The following is a 17,814-nucleotide window of genomic DNA, read 5'->3' on the forward strand; positions in this document are numbered from 1 at the left end:
CTCGCGTTTTGCGCCGATATTTACGGCCAGTTCACAAAGTGCAGTCAGTCTTGGACCAGACCACGGCGAATACTTCGGAAACAACGCCTGTTAAGAGCTGAGCGAGAGCGCAGTCGCCCTCGCCCAGTCTTGTTTAGCCATGAGCGTGGACTCCCCATTGGAGAACACGGTAAATGCCAACCCGCTGCGGATTCTGCGCGCGGCAGCACCCGAATTATCAGGGATACGTGTAGGGTGGAGATGCACAACCGTCGGACCGTGTAGCACTAGGCTTATATTTAGACGCTTCATCTCGTCCACAGTCGCCGGTTGATTCCTCCTCCTGACCTTAGCTTTTGTTGAAGTGGTGCCTTTGTCACCACCGCTAACAAGCAGGACGCGTCCGTCGCGATACCGGCCCAATTGGCCGGTGTTTGCTGGACACTGGAGTGGCCAACCACTCTTGACGCACCTGACACCGACCGTGAGAAGTCGTGTGTGCCGAACGCCGTTTCCGGCAGCCCGGAAACCGACGGTACAACATGAAAAGAATGCTGATTAACGCAACTCAACCCGAAGAGTTGCGTGTTGCACTGGTAGATGGCCAGCGCCTCTACGACCTGGACATCGAATCCGGTGCACGCGAGCAAAAGAAGGCCAACATCTATAAAGGCCGTATTACTCGCATCGAACCAAGCCTTGAGGCTGCCTTTGTCGATTTCGGCTCCGAGCGCCACGGCTTTCTGCCCCTCAAAGAAATCTCCCGCGAATACTTCAAGAAAGCCCCTGAAGGCCGCGTGAACATCAAGGACGTCCTGAGCGAAGGCCAGGAAGTCATCGTCCAGGTCGAGAAAGAAGAGCGTGGCAACAAGGGCGCAGCCCTCACCACCTTCATCAGCCTGGCTGGCCGTTACCTGGTCCTGATGCCAAACAACCCACGTGCCGGCGGTATCTCCCGTCGCATCGAAGGCGAAGAGCGCAACGAACTGCGCGAAGCGCTGAACGGCCTCATCGCACCGGCCGACATGGGCCTGATCGTTCGCACTGCCGGCCTGGGCCGCAGCAGCGAAGAAATGCAGTGGGACCTCGACTACCTGCTGCAACTGTGGACCGCCATCAAAGAAGCGTCCCTGGACCGTTCCGCGCCATTCCTGATCTACCAGGAAAGCAACGTGATCATCCGCGCCATCCGCGATTACCTGCGCCAGGACATCGGCGAAGTGCTGATCGACAGCGTTGAAGCCCAGGACGAAGCCCTGACCTTCATCCGCCAGGTGATGCCGCAGTACGCCAGCAAGATCAAGCTGTACGAAGACAGCGTGCCGCTGTTCAACCGTTTCCAGATCGAAAGCCAGATCGAGACCGCCTTCCAGCGCGTCGTCGAACTGCCTTCCGGTGGCTCCATCGTGATCGACCCGACCGAAGCCCTGGTGTCCATCGACATCAACTCGGCGCGTGCGACCAAAGGCAGCGACATCGAAGAAACCGCCCTGCAGACCAACCTGGAAGCGGCTGAAGAAATCGCCCGCCAACTGCGCCTGCGTGATATCGGCGGCCTGATCGTGATCGACTTCATCGACATGACCCCTGCCAAGAACCAGCGCGCCGTGGAAGAAAAAGTCCGCGAATGCCTGGAAGCTGACCGTGCCCGCGTACAAGTCGGCCGCATCTCCCGCTTCGGCCTGCTGGAAATGTCCCGTCAGCGCCTGCGTCCATCCCTGGGCGAGAGCAGCGGTATCGTCTGCCCGCGTTGCAACGGCACCGGCATCATCCGTGACGTTGAATCGCTGTCCCTGGCGATCCTGCGCCTGATCGAAGAAGAAGCCCTGAAAGACCGCACCGCCGAAGTCCGCGCACAAGTGCCGATCCCGGTGGCCGCGTTCCTGCTCAACGAAAAACGCAACTCGATCACCAAGATCGAACTGCGCACCCGTGCTCGTATCGTCATCCTGCCGAACGATCACCTCGAGACGCCGCACTTCGAAGTGCAACGCCTGCGTGATGACAGCCCGGAAGCCCACAGCGGCCAGTCCAGCTACGAAATCGCTGCTGCCGCTGCCGAAGTGGAAGAAGTCCAGCCAGCCGCTGCGACCCGCACCCTGGTACGCCAGGAAGCCGCCGTGAAAACCGCGCCAGCCCGTGCCAACGCACCGGTGCCGGTTGAAGCCGCTGCCCCGGTTGCTGCGCCGGCCGCCCTGCCTGAGCCAAGCCTGTTCAAGGGCCTGGTGAAGTCGCTGGTGAGCCTGTTCGCCACCAAGGAAGAGCCAGCCGCTCCGGTCGTGGTCGAAAAACCCGCCACCGAGCGTCCAGCGCGCAACGAAGAGCGTCGCAACGGTCGTCAACAGAGCCGCAACCGTAATGGTCGCCGCGACGAAGAGCGCAAGCCGCGCGAAGAACGTGCACCGCGTGAAGACCGCGCGCCACGTGAAGAGCGCCAGCCTCGCGAAGCCCGTGAAGACGCCCCGGCCGTAGCCCGCGAAGAACGTGCACCGCGTGAAGAACGCGCACCACGTACACCCCGCGCACCGCGTGAAGACCGCAAGCCACGTGGCGAGCGCGAAGAGCGTGTGCGTGAACTGCGCGAACCGCTGGACGCCGTCCCTGCCGTCGCCGGTGCTGCCGTGGTCGCTGAAGAGCGCCCGGCCCGCCAGCCGCGTGAAGAACGTGCCCCACGTGAAGAGCGTCAACCGCGCGCACCGCGTGAAGAACGTCAACCACGTGCCGAGCAAGCCGCTGCCGCCAGTGAAGAAGAAGTGCTGACCGGTGAAGAGCAACTGCAGGAAGACGGTCAGGAAGGCGCCGAAGGCGATCGTCCACGCCGCCGCTCCCGTGGCCAGCGTCGTCGCAGCAACCGTCGTGAGCGTCAGCGTGACGCCAACGGCAATGTGATCGAAGGCTCGGAAGAGACCGGCGAAAACGCAGAAGCTGCCAGCAGCGAGCCGACCGGCGCCGACCTGGCTGCCGGCCTGGCCGTTACCGCTGCCGTTGCAAGCTCGGCGATCAGCGCACCGGCTGAAGCCCAGGCTCACGAGCAGGCTGAGCGCGCCACTGCTGCTGTCGAGGAACATGTCGCAGTAGAAGCACCGGCTGCCGAGACCCCAGCGGTTGAAGCGCCTGTTGCTGAAACGCCAGTCGTCGAAGCACCGGTTGCTGAAACCCCAGTGGTTGAAGCACCGGTTGTCGAAGCGACCACCCCGGTGGAAGCACCCGTTGTTCCGGAAGTGGAAGTGGCACCGGTTCAAGATGCCCAGCCTGAAGTTGAAGTGGCCGCGATTGAGTCCGCTCCGGCGGTTGAGCCTGAGCCAGTGACTGAAGCCGTGGTTGAAGCGCCTGTTGTCGAAGCCGCCCCAGAAGTGCGTGAAGTTCGTGAAGTTCGTGAAGTTCGTGAAGAACAGACCGCCTTCCAGTGGCATGCCGAGCCAACTGCTCCGGTTGAAGCGCCTGCCCCGGCGGCAGAAGAAGCGCCAGCACCGATTGCCGAAGTGATTGTCGCCGAACCAGCCCCTGTGGTTGAGCCCGCTCCAGTCGACGAGCCTGCGCCAGTGGTTGAAGCACCGGTGGTTGCCGAAGTGGCAGCCCCCGTGGTTGAAGCCGCCCCGGCCAGCGCCCTGACCGAAAACGGCCGTGCGCCGAACGACCCACGTGAAGTGCGTCGCCGTCGCAAGGAAGCTGAAGCTGCCGCAGCACTGAAAGCAGAGCAAGAGAGCAATCCTCTGGTCTGATTCCAGCTGCAACTGAAAAGCCCCGCCTGATCACTCAGGCGGGGCTTTTTTATGGGCTCTCACAGTCAGATGTGAGCAAAATTCAGCGAGTGCGGCAGATCGACATCCCAAAGCACACCAGGGTCCTTGACCAACACTTCGTGCACGGTCGCCTGAGCAAACAGCGGCTTGGCGCCACGATCACCGGTCAAGGCCATCAGCCCCGGCCCAAATGCCTGGCCAAACGCCACAGGATGCCCATAGCGCCCCTCCTGCACTGGCACACTGATGCTGCCCTGCCCCAGCCCATCAATTACCCGCTCGATGCTCGACGGCCGAATAAACGGCATATCCCCCAGCACCACCAGCCAGCCATCCGCCGGACCACTGGCCGCAACCGCCGCCGCAATACTCTCGCCCATACCGGTTGAGCGCAGCAGCAGGACTTCGCAGCCATAGGCTTCGGCCAACCGGACAACGTCCGTGCGATCAGGGGAGGTCACCACCCAGCGCTTCACGACACACTCAGGCAGGTTCACGAGCACCTGCTCGATAACCGGCCGCACCACACCGTCCAGGCCAACGCAGTCCACCCACAACTTATCCTGGTCGGCCCCGGCTTCGGCCCGGAAGCGACTGCCCTGCCCCGCCGCCAGCACAATCGCAGTGACGGTCACTCAGCGACCACCGGCAACGGTTTCTTCTGCATCGGCGCCACGCCGTTCTTGATCGCGACAATTTCCGCCATCAACGACAGCGCGATTTCAGCGGGCGTGTGGCTGCCGATGTGCAAGCCGATCGGCCCGTGCAGGCGTGCAATCGCTTCCGTCGACAGCCCCAGCGCCACGAGGTTTTCACGGCGCTTCTGGCTGTTGACCCGGGAACCCAGGGCGCCAATGTAGAACGCCGGGGAATTCAGCGCCGTCAGCAACGCCATATCATCCAGACGCGGGTCATGGGTGAGGCAAACAATGGCCGTGCGCTCATCGGTCTGGATGTTCAACACCGCTTCATCGGGCATGCCCGGTACAAAACGACCGTGCTGGGCCTCCCAGCCGTAGACAAACTCTTCGCGGGGATCACAGATCAACACTTCGAAATCCAGCAACCGCGCCATCTCGGCCACGTAGCGCGACAACTGCCCTGCCCCGATCAACAGCAAACGCCAGCGTGGGCCGTAGATGGCCCGCAGGCGCTCACCGTCGAACGTGACGCTGTCGGTCTTGCTCGCGGCACTCAAGGTCACCGCGCCGGTTGCCAGGTCCAGCTCGCGGGCGACAATCTGATGGTCTTCACAGCGCGCCAGCAACTGCGCCACCCATTCCCATTCGTCCACGCGTTCCTCGGTCAGGCGCAACGTGCCGCCGCAGGGCAGGCCGAAGCGCGCCGCTTCATCGCGGGTGACGCCGTAGGTCACCAACTGCACCGGCGGCCCGTCAGCCGGCAACCGGCCGTCGTGCAGGCGCGCGATCAAGTCATCCTCGATGCAGCCGCCAGACACCGAACCAATCACCACGCCGTCGCCACGCAACGCGAGCATCGCGCCCGGTGGCCGCGGTGCGCTGCCCCAGGTCTGCACGACGCTGTACAACACCACTCGCTGCCCGGCGCGGCGCCATTCGAGCACGCTGCGCAGGACATTCAAATCCACACTGTCCACAAAACCTCCTGCAAGCGTTACAACCGATTCACTTACTGTAAAACAAAAGCCGCCAAAGTAATGTGCCAGAAACGCAAACGCCCCGAACCAGTCGGGGCGTTTGTGGGTTGCCGTGGCGTCAGGTCACGCCATCAGCGACTTACTTGACGACAGGTGCAGGGCCTTCGGCCACGCCCAGGTCGTCGATTTCGCGGGTTTCCGAGATACCGGTACCGCCGGACGCCAGCTCGCTTTGCAGCTTGTCGGTGTCCAGTTCCTTGACCCACTTGGCCACGACGATGGTGGCAACGGCGTTACCCACCAGGTTGGTCAGTGCGCGGGCTTCGGACATGAAGCGGTCGATACCCAGGATCAGCGCCAGGCCGGCAACCGGCAGGTGGCCTACGGCCGACAGGGTTGCAGCCAGTACGATGAAGCCCGAACCGGTCACGCCTGCAGCGCCTTTGGAGGACAGCAGCAGCACCAGCAGCAGGGTGATCTGGTGGGTGATGTCCATGTGGGTGTCAGTCGCCTGGGCGATGAACACGGCAGCCATGGTCAGGTAGATCGAGGTACCGTCGAGGTTGAAGGAGTAGCCGGTCGGGATCACCAGGCCTACTACGGATTTCTTCGCACCCAGACGCTCCATCTTGATCAGCATGCGTGGCAGTGCGGACTCGGAGGAGGAAGTACCCAGTACGATCAGCAGCTCTTCACGGATGTAGCGAACCAGCTTCAGCACGCTGAAACCGTGAGCGCGGCAGATACCGCCCAGCACCACCAGCACGAACAGCAGGCACGTGATGTAGAAGCAGATCATCAGCTGGCCCAGTTGCACCAGCGAGCCAACGCCGTAGGCACCGATGGTGAACGCCATGGCGCCCAGGGCACCGATTGGCGCGAGCTTCATGATCATGTTGATGATGTTGAACATCACGTGGGCGAAGCGATCGATGAAGTCCAGTACCGGCTTGCCGTAGGCACCCAGGCGGTGCAGGGCGAAACCGAAGATCACCGAGAACATCAGCACTTGCAGGATGTCGCCGTTGGCGAAGGCGCCGACGATGGTGTTCGGGATGACGTTGAGGATAAAGCCGACGATGCTCTGATCTTTACCGGCAGTCACGTAGGCCGCGACTTTGGAGGCGTCCAGGGTAGCGACGTCGATGTGCATGCCGTTGCCCGGTTGCACGACGTTGACCACGATCAGGCCGATCAGCAGCGCGATGGTCGAAACGATTTCGAAGTACAACAACGCGTAGCCACCGGTCTTGCCCACCGACTTCATGCTTTGCATGCCAGCGATGCCGCTGACAACAGTGCAGAAGATGATGGGGGCGATGACCATTTTGATCAGTTTGATGAACCCGTCACCCAGTGGCTTGAGGGCCACACCGGTCTGCGGGTAGAAGTGCCCCAGCAGGATACCGATAACGATTGCGACGATTACCTGGAAATACAGGGTTTTGTAGAATGGCTGACGAGTCGTCATTGCAAAATTCCTCAATCGTCCCGTGTGGCAAAGATCCGCCATTGCCCACGACACTTCAATTGCGAACCCTCCTGCACTGGAGGGATTTGTTGTTTGCGAGACCTGTAGGTTCAGGCCTGCGCTGTAATCCTTATCGCAAACGCCGTGCCACTTTGCTGAAAACCCCCCAAGCCCTTCTGACACCGGGGTTGCAGGTTTGGAGGCGCCCTCCAACGCGCCGAACCAGGTGGCGGTTTTCCGCCCCCTTGCCCAATCCCGTCCTACAATTTGGCGGATATCCGCCTTGTTCGGTCATGACCCGGTGACTACCATCCGCCCTTCCATGGATGAGGCTTTCGCATGCGTGAACGTACCATCGCCAGTCACTACGCCCGAGCCGCCCTTGGCGGTGCGCGCCGGGCCGGTCATGATTTTTCGGCGCTGCTGCAACAGGTGGGGATTACCCCCGAGCTGCTGAGCGAGCCCCGCGCGCGCATCGCTCCAGAACAATTTACCCGGTTGCTGCAGTTGCTCTGGCTGGCGCTGGACGACGAGTACCTGGGCTTTGCCCAAGCGCCCAGCAAACGCGGGACCTTCGCCATGATGTGCCACGCGCTGATCCATTGCCGCACCTTGGAGAAGGCTCTGGAACGCGGCTTTTTATTTTATAGCCTGTTCCCACAAGGCCCGCGTTGGCAGTTGACGAGGGAAGGCGAAATGGCCCGCTTGAGCCTGGACGACGCCCACCTGTGGGACCCGGATCACTTCCTCAGTGAGTGCCTGCTGGTGATCTGGCATCGCCTCGGCAGCTGGCTGATCGGCCAGCGTATTCGGCTGCACCAGGTCACGTTCAGCTACACCCAGCCGCCCCATGCCAGCGAATATGACCTGCTGTTTCCCTGCGCCCAGCAATTCGGCGCGCCGAACACCAGCCTGGTATTTCCCACGCGCTACCTGAGCCTGCCGTTGTTGCAGGATGAGCGCACCCTCAAGCATTTTCTCGAACGCTCACCCGCCGACCTGCTGTCGCGTCCCGATGAGGGCGACAGCCTGAGCAGCCAGCTCAGACGCCTATTGAGCCGCGACCGCACGCCCTGGCCGGACCTGGACGCCGTCGCCCAGCATTTGCACATCAGCCCACAGACCCTGCGCCGGCACTTGCGTGAGGAAGGCACCAGCTTCCAGGCCCTCAAGGATGAGCTGCGGCGGGACATCGCCATCTACCATTTGGGGCGAGCGGATTTGTCGCTGCAGGCGATTGCCGAGCAACTCGGGTTCTCGGAACCGTCGGCGTTTCATCGGGCATTCAAGAAGTGGACGGGGCTGACGCCGGGGGCTTATCGCGCGCAAGAGAGCTAGCGGGCTGTTGCCTGGACCGGCCTCTTCGCGGGCGTGCCCACGATGAGGCCAGCACAGCCAGCGATGATCAAACCGCCGGAAAATGAATCTTGAACGCAGCCCCGCCCAACGGCGAATCCCCGAGGGTCAGCCGCGCGCCGTAGCTCTCGATGATGTCTTTGACCACCGCCAGCCCGATACCCTGCCCCGGATGCTGGCGATCCAGCCGCTCGCCGCGCTGCAAAATCCGCGCGCGCTGGTCAGGTGGTACACCCGGCCCGTCATCCTCGATGCACAACTCGATGCCCTCGAGGTTTTCCACCAGGCTGATGCGCACTTCGCTCAGGCACAGGCGGTAGGCGTTTTCCAGCAGGTTGCCGAGCAACTCAAGCAGAGCGCCCTTTTCGATCGGCAGGTCGCAGGCTTCAGGCAAGTCGAAGGCCACCTTGACGTGCTTGTCGCGGTAGACCTTGTCCAGCGTGTCGCACAGGCTTTGCAACACCGGTTCCAGTCGCACCTGATGGCGGACCAGGCCGCTCTTGCGCAGGCTGGCGCGCTGTAACTGGTAGCCGATCTGCTGGCTCATGCGCTCGATCTGGGATTGCAGCACCCAGGCCTGCTCGCGGTTTTCAGGGCGCTGGGCCAGGTCTTCGCTGACGCCTTGCAACACCGCCAGCGGAGTTTTCAGGCTGTGGGCCAGATCGTCGAGGGAGTCGCGATAGCGCGCACGTTGCTCGCGCTCGCTGTGCAGCAAACGGTTGAGGGAGCCGGTCAGGCGCAGCAGTTCGCGAGGGTGTTGCTCGCTGAGGCTTTCGCGGGTGCCACCCTCGATCTGGTCAAGCTCCTGGCTCAGGCGTCGCAGGGCTTGCAGCCCCCAGGTCAGGCCCAGCCACAGCAGCGTGAGCAGCACCAGCAAGGCCGCGCCGAAGCCCAGGTAAAGGTTTTCACGCAGGCCTTCGAGGGTCACTTGGTATTCGCGCACCGGTTGCAGCGCGACGATACTGAACGCGGCGCTTTTGCCGCTCAGCAGCTTGACCTCCACGTCATAGACGAAGAACTCCTGGCCGTTCGCCTCGCGAATCCGTGCGAACTCATTGCCACGCCCGTCGTAGCGCGGCTTGTAATTGATCTTCTCTTCCTTGGTCGCCCGCGAGCGCCACACCAGGTGCCCTTCGCGGTCATAGATGTAGCCGAGCAAGCGGCTGTCCGTCAGGTTGAAACGCTCATCGGGCAACTGCGCCGGCATCTGAAGGCGGTTGTTCTCGACGCGGGCGGCGGAGATCAAGGTCGTGACGTCCGACGCCAGGCGCTGCTCGATGGAGTCCTGCAACGCCAGGCTGAAGGCGCCCTGCATGGCCGGCAACAAGCCGAGCATGAACAGCACGGCCAAGGTGGCGGCCGCCAGCATCAGGCGCACGCGCAGCGAACGAATCAACGGCAGCGCTCATTGAACAGGTAGCCCAGGCCACGCACGGTATCGATCGGCTTGAAACCGGCCGGGCCTTCGAGTTTGCGGCGCAAGCGGCCGACCAGCACTTCGATGACGTTCGGGTCGCGCTCGTCATCATCGGGATACAGCTGTTCCATCAAGCGATCCTTGGCAATCACCTGCTGGTGATGGCGCATCAGGTATTCAAGGATGCGGTATTCGTAGGCGGTCAGCGCCAGGGGTTGTTCGTCGAGGGACGCTTGCTTGCGATTGAGGTCGAGCAGCAAGGGCCCGGCGACGATGGTCGACTGAGTGAACCCGCTGGAGCGGCGCAGCAAAGCGTTCATGCGCGCCTCCAGTTCCTCGAACTGGAACGGCTTGACCACGTAGTCGTCCGCGCCGGCGGCCAGGCCCTCGACCTTGTCCTGCCAGTTGCCGCGGGCGGTGAGGATCAGGATCGGGAAGGTCTTGGCCTGGGTGCGCAGTTGGCGGATCAGGTCCAGGCCGCCCATGCCGGGCAGGCCCAGGTCGATGATCGCCAGGTCGTGATTGAACTGGCCGGTCTGGTACAAGGCTTCCTCGGCGTTGGCCACGGCCTCGACCACATGGCCGCTGTCGGTCAGGCGGGTAAACAGGTGATGACGCAACAGCGCCTCATCTTCCACCACCAGCAATTTCATAAGGGTCTCCAAGGCAAATCAGGGTCCGACAGAGGGATATCATAGCGGCCCTGACACTCAGCGTAAGCAAACACCCCTGAACTTGTGCTGAACGCTGTGCACTATCCTCCGGCCGGGCAACTGGGCAAAATACCGTCATGACACGCCTACCTGCTTGCTGCACCCCACTCGACGCCCACTGGCCGCTGCCCGCCCCCCTGCCCGGCACGGTGTTTTTCAGTACGCGTTTCGATCCGGCCCTGCTGACAGCCGACGACTTCCAGCACAGCGCTGTGCCGCCCCCGGCCAGCATCCAACGCTCGGTCGCCAAGCGCCAGGCCGAATTCCTGGCCGGCCGTGTGTGCGCGCGTGCGGCGCTGCAACAGCTGGATCAACTGGACTGCATCCCGGCCATCGGCGAGGACCGCGCACCGGTGTGGCCCGGGCATATCAGCGGGTCCATCACCCACAGCACCGGGCACGCGGCGGCGATTGTCGGGCTCAAGGCGCAATGGCGCGGGCTGGGCATGGACCTGGAGAACCTGCTCAGCCTGGAACGCGCGGAGCGCCTGGCCGGGGAGATCCTCACACCCGATGAACTGCAACGCATGCAGTTATTGCCACGTGAGCACATCGCCCAACTGGTGACGCTGACGTTTTCGGTGAAAGAAAGCCTGTTCAAGGCGCTCTATCCGCTGGTACTCAAGCGCTTCTATTTTGAGCACGCCGAGGTGCTGGAGTGGACGGACGCCGGGGCTGTAAAACTGCGGTTGCTGACGGATCTGTCCAGCGAGTGGTGTCATGGCAAAGAACTGCCAGGGCAGTTTGTGGTGGAGGATCGGCAGTTGTTGAGCCTGGTGGCCATCGGCGCCTGACCCGCCGTGGATCGGGTTCACCCAGCAAAATCCAGGCATATCAGGGTTTCTCTTGATCCCGAGGCCAACTCAGGCTGAAGCACGCGCCCCCCAGGTTGTTGCTCTTGCCGATCAGTGCCCGCCCGCCATGCCAATGGATGATTCGCCGTACAATCGACAACCCCAGCCCATGCCCGCCCGATGCACGGGTGCGGCTGTCGTCGAGGCGCAGGAACGGCGTGAAGATCCGCTCCCAGGCGCTTTCCGGCACGCCGGGGCCGTCATCTTCCACGTCGATGCGGCAACGCACCTGGCCCACCTGATAACTGATCAACACCTGGCCCTGGGCATGGCGCATCGCGTTGCTCACCAGGTTTTGCAGGGCGCGGTGCAGGTAGCGCGGCTCGGCGTCGACCCAGGCATCGTCCCAGTGCGCCGACGACAGGCAGATCCCCCGCGCCACCTTGACCTGCGGGCGCAATGGCGATAATTCGCCGATCACCTGATCCAGCAGCGCGTCGAGGTCGACACGCTGGAAATTCAAGGCCGGCGAGCCCTGCTCCAACCGCGCATAGGTGAGCATTTCATCCACCAGGCCGTCGAGGTCCTGGATGTCGTGGTCCATGCCGTCCAGGTATTTACGCCGGGCTTCGGGGGTCGCGGCGTCGCCGATCATCTCCAGGCCAAAGCGCAGGCGCGCCACCGGCGTGCGCAGTTCGTGGGAGACCGCGCGCACCAGTTCGCGCTGAATCGCCAGCAACTGCTGCAAATGCTCGGCCATGCCGTTGAACGCCGCCGCCAGCCGCCCCACCGAGTCAGCGCCCCGGGCCGGCACGCGGACTTCCAGGTTGCCCTTGGCGACTCGCGTAGCGGCAGCTTCCAGGCCTTTGAGGCGCCGCTCAAGCTGGCGCACCAGCAGGTACACAATCAGGCCGATGAGGGTCAGGCCGATCAAGGCGATGAGTACCAGCCACTGCACGGGATAAGGGTTCATTTGAAACAGCGGGCCGATCTCCAGCACCCACGGCGTGCCGACCATCCCGGCAAATACACGGATCGAATCGCCGCCCTTGCCCAGGGCCATCACGGTGTCACCCTCCGAGACGCGGCGACGCTGATCATCATCCATGTCAGCCTGATCCAGCGTCATCAGGTGCATGTCGAACCCGAAGCCCTTGGCGTCCTTTATGTCCGCCAGGCGTTGCGGCTGTTCGGCCACCGGGTAACGCACCAGCTCGTCGGCCAGCAGGTAGATCGTCGCGCGGGCCAGTTGCTCACTGATCTGCTGTACCTCGCCCTCCAGCACGAGCTGCTCCTGATCGCTGACCAGCCGAATGACCCGAGCCGCGTGCGGCCCGGTCTGCTGTACCAGCACTTGGCCGCGTTGCAGGCGGTTGCGCTGGCCGAGGTCCAGGCGGGCGTCGGCCAGCGGCCGCAATTCCAGCGGAATACCCAGCAACCGCCCCCAGATCGCCAGCGCGCGCTGGCGTTCGATGCGGCTCATGGGCTTGAGGTTGTCCCCCATCAAGGCAAAGGTGCCGTGAGCCAGGCGTTCGCGGTACTGCTCGCTGCGCGCATCATTGAGCAAATGCAAGGCCAGCACGCCGAGCAGCGCCACGAGGATCAGCGCCGCGCACATGCCGCCGTAGATGCGCAGGAATATCGAGTTCACAACGGCATATCGGCGGCGGCTTCGGGGACGAACAGGTAGCCTTTGCTGCGGATGGTCTTGATCAGGCGCGGGTGAATGGGATCGTCACCTATCTTGGGGCGGATACGCGAGATGCGCACGTCAATGGAGCGATCCTGGCCGTCGTAGCCGATGCCGCGCAAGGCGATGAAGATTTCTTCGCGGGACAGGATGCGCCCGGCATTGGCCACCAGCAGCCATAAAAGGTCGAACTCGGCGCTGGTCAGTTCGATCGCTGCGTTCTGCAACCAGGCTTCGCGCAGGGCATTGTCGACCACCAACGGGCCAAATTGCAGGCGGCGGCTTTCCACCTGGGCCGGTTCCGCCGGTTCGCTGCGCCGCAGCAGCGCCTGGATGCGCGCGAGCAACAGGCGCGGGCGCACGGGCTTGCAGACATAGTCGTCGGCGCCCATGTCCAGGCCAAGCACCTGGTCCATGTCGTCGGTGCGCGCGGTGAGCATCAGGATCACGCCATCATAGTGCTCGCGCACCTTGCGACAGATGCTCAGGCCGTCTTCGCCGGGGAGCATGAGGTCGAGGATCACCAGGTCGGGCTGCTCGGCAATGATGCGCGCCGCCGCCAGGGCGCCATCGCCCTCCACCGCCACGCGCAGGCCGTTGCTCTCCAGGTAATCACGGGTCAACTCGGCCAATCGCTCGTCGTCTTCGACGATCAATATGTGCCAGGTTTCTTGCTCCATGCGCTGCCTCTGTTCTCATTATTGTAGAAGCGGGCTGGCCCGCGAAAAACGCGAGGACGCCGCGTTAAGTCAGGCTGCCAGCGTTATCGTTGACGGCCTTCGCGAGCGAGCTCGCGCCCACAGCAATTGTCATATGACGCAGACAAAATAGCGTAGGAATAATCGCCGATTGTAGCCATGCCTCAGCCCCCTGGCACAAGCCGGGAAATCCATTCGGTAATCGTGTTTTTTTGTGATAGGGTTCGCGCCCTTCGAAAATGGCTCAGCTGTTTTAAGCCGGAAATATTTCATGACAAACGGCGTAACGCAGCAGTAATGCGGCCTACACGCAGGTTCCACCTTTCATACACATTTTACCCACAGCGTTATCCACAGGTTACTGCGTTGCCAACCCCTCGCAAACGCATTATCTTGTACCTCGGCGACAGAGCAGACCCTATATGTAGGGTTTTCGAGCAAATCGCCCAACCACACAAGTGGCTCGAATTTCAAGGGTTTTATTGCTAGCGCAGTAGGGAACCAACCGATTTTCAGTAGACCAAACCGCTCACGCGGATGGCAGCTGTTTCTCCATCCCGATATGGAAAACGGTACGGGTGTTGCAGGAAGAGCCTGGCACTCGCAATCAAATATAGAACGTGGAGACAACCCCCCATGCAAACCGACACAACTCGCGAGAACCCGCAGGGCTCCGTGCCGCAGGCCGCTGATTCGAACCAGGATCTGTCCGCCACTGCACCTGGCCAACTGCGCGTGATCAAGCGTAACGGCACTGTCGTTGCTTACACCGATGACAAGATCACCGTCGCCATCACCAAAGCGTTTCTTGCAGTTGAAGGCGGCACCGCTGCCGCCTCGTCGCGTATCCACGACACCGTTGCCCGCCTGACCGAACAGGTCACCGCGACCTTCAAGCGTCGCATGCCTTCGGGCGGCACCATCCATATCGAAGAAATCCAGGACCAGGTCGAACTGGCCCTGATGCGTGCCGGCGAGCAGAAAGTGGCCCGCGACTACGTGATCTACCGTGACGCCCGCTCCAAGGAACGTGCCGTACGCTCCCCGGCGGAAGAAGCCGCCGTGCAAGCGCACCCGTCGATCCGCATCACCCTGGCCGACGGCAGCTTCGCGCCGCTGGACCTGGGCCGCCTGAACACCATCATCACCGAGGCCTGCGAAGGCCTGGAAGAAGTCGATGGTGACCTGATCCAGCGCGAAACCCTGAAGAACCTGTACGACGGCGTGGCCCTGACCGACGTCAACACCGCCTTGGTGATGACTGCCCGTACCTTGGTTGAACGCGAGCCGAACTACTCGTTCGTGACCGCGCGCCTGCTGATGGACACCCTGCGCGCCGAAGGCCTGGGCTTCCTGAACGTTGCCGACAGCGCCACCCACCACGAGATGGCTGACCTGTACGCCAAGGCCCTGCCGGCCTACATCGCCAAGGGTATCGAATTCGAATTGCTCAACCCGGTCCTGGCCACCTTCGACCTGGAAAAACTCGGCAAGGCGATCAACCACGAGCGTGACCAGCAGTTCACCTACCTGGGCCTGCAAACCCTGTACGACCGTTACTTCATCCACAAGGACGGTATCCGCTTCGAACTGCCGCAAGTGTTCTTCATGCGCGTGGCCATGGGCCTGGCGATCGAAGAGAAGCAGAAAGAAGACCGTGCCATCGAGTTCTACAACCTGCTGTCGTCCTTCGACTACATGTCGTCGACCCCGACCCTGTTCAACGCCGGCACCCTGCGTCCACAGCTGTCCAGCTGCTACCTGACCACCGTGCCGGATGACCTGTCGGGCATCTACCACGCGATCCACGACAACGCCATGCTGTCCAAATTCGCTGGCGGCCTGGGCAACGACTGGACCCCGGTGCGTGCACTGGGTTCGTACATCAAGGGCACCAACGGCAAGTCCCAGGGCGTCGTGCCGTTCCTGAAAGTCGTGAACGACACCGCTGTAGCCGTTAACCAGGGTGGCAAGCGCAAAGGCGCTGTCTGTGCCTACCTGGAAACCTGGCACATGGACATCGAAGAGTTCATCGAGCTGCGCAAGAACACCGGTGATGACCGTCGTCGTACCCACGACATGAACACCGCCAACTGGATCCCTGACCTGTTCATGAAGCGTGTCTTCGACGATGGCCAGTGGACCCTGTTCTCGCCCTCCGAAGTGCCGGACCTGCACGACCTGACCGGCAAGGCCTTCGAAGAGCGCTACGAGTACTACGAAGCCCTGTCCCAGTACCCTGGCAAGATCAAGCTGTTCAAGACCATCCAGGCCAAAGACCTGTGGCGCAAGATGCTGTCCATGCTGTTCGAAACCGGCCACCCATGGCTGACCTTCAAGGACCCGTGCAACCTGCGTAGCCCGCAGCAGCACGTGGGCGTGGTCCACAGCTCGAACCTGTGCACCGAGATCACCTTGAACACCAACAAGGATGAGATCGCCGTTTGCAACCTGGGCTCGATCAACCTGCCGAACCATATCGTCAACGGCAAGCTGGACACCGCCAAGCTGGAGCGCACTGTCAACACCGCAGTCCGCATGCTCGATAACGTGATCGACATCAACTACTACTCGGTGCCACAGGCGCAGAACTCCAACTTCAAGCACCGTCCGGTCGGCCTGGGCATCATGGGCTTCCAGGACGCGCTGTACCTGCAGCACATTCCTTACGGTTCGGACGCTGCGGTCGAGTTCGCCGACAAGTCCATGGAAGCGGTCAGCTACTACGCGATCCAGGCTTCCTGCGACCTGGCCGACGAGCGCGGCGCCTACGAGACGTTCCAGGGTTCGCTGTGGTCCAAGGGCATCCTGCCGCTGGACTCGCAACAGATCCTGATCGAAGCCCGTGGCCAGAAGTACATCGACGTTGACCTGAACGAGTCCCTGGACTGGGCGCCGGTACGTGCCCGTGTGCAGAAAGGTATTCGTAACTCCAACATCATGGCCATCGCACCGACCGCCACCATCGCCAACATCACTGGCGTGTCGCAGTCGATCGAACCGACCTACCAGAACCTGTATGTGAAATCGAACCTGTCGGGCGAATTCACCGTGATCAACCCGTACCTGGTTCGCGACCTCAAGGCCCGCGGCCTGTGGGACTCGGTCATGATCAACGACCTGAAGTACTACGACGGTTCCGTGCAGCAGATCGAACGCATCCCGCAGGAGCTCAAAGAGCTCTATGCGACCGCCTTCGAAGTGGACACCAAGTGGATCGTTGACGCCGCCAGCCGTCGTCAGAAGTGGATCGACCAGGCCCAGTCCCTGAACCTGTACATCGCCGGCGCCTCGGGCAAGAAGCTGGACGTGACCTACCGCATGGCGTGGTACCGTGGCCTGAAAACCACTTACTACCTCCGTGCCCTGGCCGCGACCAGCACCGAGAAGTCGACCATCAACACCGGTAAGCTGAACGCCGTTTCCAGCGGCAACCACGGTGATGATTCGGTCCTCGCAGCGCCAGCCGGCCCGGCACCTGTGCCAAAAGCCTGCGCGATTGACGAGCCGGATTGCGAAGCTTGCCAATAAGCTGAGCCGGTCCCGGGCCTGAATGCCCGGAATTGAAAAACCCGTTAAACCCCGACTGCTTAGGGTTTAACGGGTTTTTTTATGCGCAGCATTCAGACCAATGCGTAGGCAATGCCTTGTTCAGGGCGACCGCCACGCTGCCCCCACAACTCGACCCGCCCACCAATGACGGCCATTGAGTGTTGGTTGTAGGCCACCACCCCTAGTTGACCGTTAGCCAGCTCATCGCTTGACGATTGACGGTAACGGCCTTTCAACCCGAGGCGGTCCAGCGCCTCGTGGGGCATTTCACCGTTATTCAGGCTTTGCATCGCATGGGCGAAACTGCGTTTTGAATCGTTGGGATTGTCATCCAGACCATTGCCTTCCATCTGGGCACGCTTGGCACTCGCCGCGTACATGAAGTTAGCGTTGGTCAGCATCTGCGGATCATCGCCTTCGAAACCTGCATAGGCTGCCGCCTGCTTAAGCTCATTCTTGGACAACTGCAGCTTGAACCCATCCTTCATCGTGACGTCGTAGCCCTGACCCGTATCGGTCACCTTGTCAAAGATGTCCTGGGGGTTCTTGCCGTACTTCATCATCGCCGCCTTGATGGCCGAAACGGTCACGCAGCTTCCGTTGAAACCCTGCCTGAAACCGCTCCAGATATTGCCGGCACCGAACTCCGTACTGGGTTTTTCCCCGGGCTTGCCTGTGTCGGTCCTGAAGTCATGAAAGCCAGCCCCCTTGCTGGGCGGCACGTTGGACATGGGTTCCGAACCGCCAAAGTCACTACGGTTGACACCGCCACCTCCTCCGCCA

General features: G+C 62.0%; 12 protein-coding genes. 4 read left to right on the forward strand and 8 right to left on the reverse strand.

From position 1 onward, the window contains the following. Nucleotides 1–530 precede the first annotated feature (530 nt). Entirely contained in the window at nt 531–3,701 is a 3,171-nt protein-coding gene (gene rne / locus CQ041_RS24725; RefSeq protein WP_205899725.1) for a ribonuclease E, read from the forward strand. 65 nt (nt 3,702–3,766) lie between these two features. On the opposite strand, the gene CQ041_RS24730 is transcribed toward rne, so the two are convergent. The 3 genes from CQ041_RS24730 to CQ041_RS24740 form a co-directional block, all read right to left on the reverse strand. After that, complete coding sequence (locus CQ041_RS24730; RefSeq protein ID WP_105525052.1) at nt 3,767–4,357, reverse strand: NTP transferase domain-containing protein; 591 nt, start codon at nt 4,355–4,357, stop codon at nt 3,767–3,769. After that, nucleotides 4,354–5,340, reverse strand: a complete 987-nt coding sequence (locus tag CQ041_RS24735; RefSeq protein WP_105525053.1) for an XdhC family protein — start codon at nt 5,338–5,340, stop codon at nt 4,354–4,356. The genes CQ041_RS24730 and CQ041_RS24735 overlap by 4 nt, the downstream gene beginning before the upstream one ends. A 139-nt stretch (nt 5,341–5,479) precedes the next feature. Then, entirely contained in the window at nt 5,480–6,811 is a 1,332-nt protein-coding gene (locus CQ041_RS24740; RefSeq protein WP_105525054.1) for a dicarboxylate/amino acid:cation symporter, read from the reverse strand. A 339-nt stretch (nt 6,812–7,150) separates the two neighbouring features. On the opposite strand from CQ041_RS24740, the gene CQ041_RS24745 reads away from it, so the two are divergent. Beyond that, entirely contained in the window at nt 7,151–8,149 is a 999-nt protein-coding gene (locus CQ041_RS24745; protein WP_105525055.1) for an AraC family transcriptional regulator, read from the forward strand. 67 nt (nt 8,150–8,216) lie between these two features. On the opposite strand, the gene CQ041_RS24750 is transcribed toward CQ041_RS24745, so the two are convergent. Together CQ041_RS24750 and CQ041_RS24755 are read right to left on the reverse strand one after the other, a co-directional pair. Further along, a complete protein-coding gene (locus CQ041_RS24750) occupies nt 8,217–9,563 on the reverse strand; it encodes an ATP-binding protein (RefSeq protein WP_105525056.1) in 1,347 nt (448 codons plus the stop codon). Then, nucleotides 9,560–10,237, reverse strand: a complete 678-nt coding sequence (locus CQ041_RS24755) for a response regulator (protein ID WP_105525057.1) — start codon at nt 10,235–10,237, stop codon at nt 9,560–9,562. The genes CQ041_RS24750 and CQ041_RS24755 overlap by 4 nt, the downstream gene beginning before the upstream one ends. 137 nt (nt 10,238–10,374) lie before the next feature. On the opposite strand from CQ041_RS24755, the gene CQ041_RS24760 reads away from it, so the two are divergent. Then, nucleotides 10,375–11,091 (forward strand): 4'-phosphopantetheinyl transferase, encoded by a 717-nt coding sequence (locus CQ041_RS24760; protein WP_105525058.1) that lies wholly within the window; start codon nt 10,375–10,377, stop codon nt 11,089–11,091. Nucleotides 11,092–11,131: 40 nt separating this feature from the next. Here CQ041_RS24760 and CQ041_RS24765 read toward each other — a convergent pair whose 3' ends face one another. After that, a complete protein-coding gene (locus CQ041_RS24765) occupies nt 11,132–12,742 on the reverse strand; it encodes an ATP-binding protein (protein ID WP_105525059.1) in 1,611 nt (536 codons plus the stop codon). Then, nucleotides 12,739–13,461, reverse strand: a complete 723-nt coding sequence (locus tag CQ041_RS24770) for a response regulator (RefSeq protein WP_105525060.1) — start codon at nt 13,459–13,461, stop codon at nt 12,739–12,741. The genes CQ041_RS24765 and CQ041_RS24770 overlap by 4 nt, the downstream gene beginning before the upstream one ends. Nucleotides 13,462–14,115: 654 nt before the next feature. On the opposite strand from CQ041_RS24770, the gene CQ041_RS24775 reads away from it, so the two are divergent. Further along, on the forward strand, nt 14,116–17,010 hold the full coding sequence (locus tag CQ041_RS24775) for a ribonucleoside-diphosphate reductase subunit alpha (protein ID WP_105525061.1): 2,895 nt from the start codon (nt 14,116–14,118) through the stop codon (nt 17,008–17,010). 92 nt (nt 17,011–17,102) lie between these two features. Here CQ041_RS24775 and CQ041_RS24780 read toward each other — a convergent pair. Continuing rightward, on the reverse strand, nt 17,103–17,814 hold a 712-nt coding region (locus CQ041_RS24780; protein ID WP_105649060.1), incomplete at its 5' end, for a hypothetical protein.

This window comes from Pseudomonas sp. MYb60 (genome assembly GCF_002979555.1).
Lineage (GTDB): Bacteria > Pseudomonadota > Gammaproteobacteria > Pseudomonadales > Pseudomonadaceae > Aquipseudomonas.

Bases quoted from the DNA above. Each gene is read 5' to 3' on its own strand.
- CQ041_RS24755 (WP_105525057.1), bottom strand. From the start codon at position 10,237: ATGAAATTGCTGGTGGTGGAAGATGAGGCGCTGTTGCGTCATCACCTG.
- CQ041_RS24770 (WP_105525060.1), bottom strand. From the start codon at position 13,461: ATGGAGCAAGAAACCTGGCACATATTGATCGTCGAAGACGACGAGCGA.
- rne (WP_205899725.1), top strand. From the start codon at position 531: ATGCTGATTAACGCAACTCAACCCGAAGAGTTGCGTGTTGCACTGGTA.
- CQ041_RS24745 (WP_105525055.1), top strand. From the start codon at position 7,151: ATGCGTGAACGTACCATCGCCAGTCACTACGCCCGAGCCGCCCTTGGC.
- CQ041_RS24760 (WP_105525058.1), top strand. From the start codon at position 10,375: ATGACACGCCTACCTGCTTGCTGCACCCCACTCGACGCCCACTGGCCG.
- CQ041_RS24775 (WP_105525061.1), top strand. From the start codon at position 14,116: ATGCAAACCGACACAACTCGCGAGAACCCGCAGGGCTCCGTGCCGCAG.
- CQ041_RS24740 (WP_105525054.1), bottom strand. From the start codon at position 6,811: ATGACGACTCGTCAGCCATTCTACAAAACCCTGTATTTCCAGGTAATC.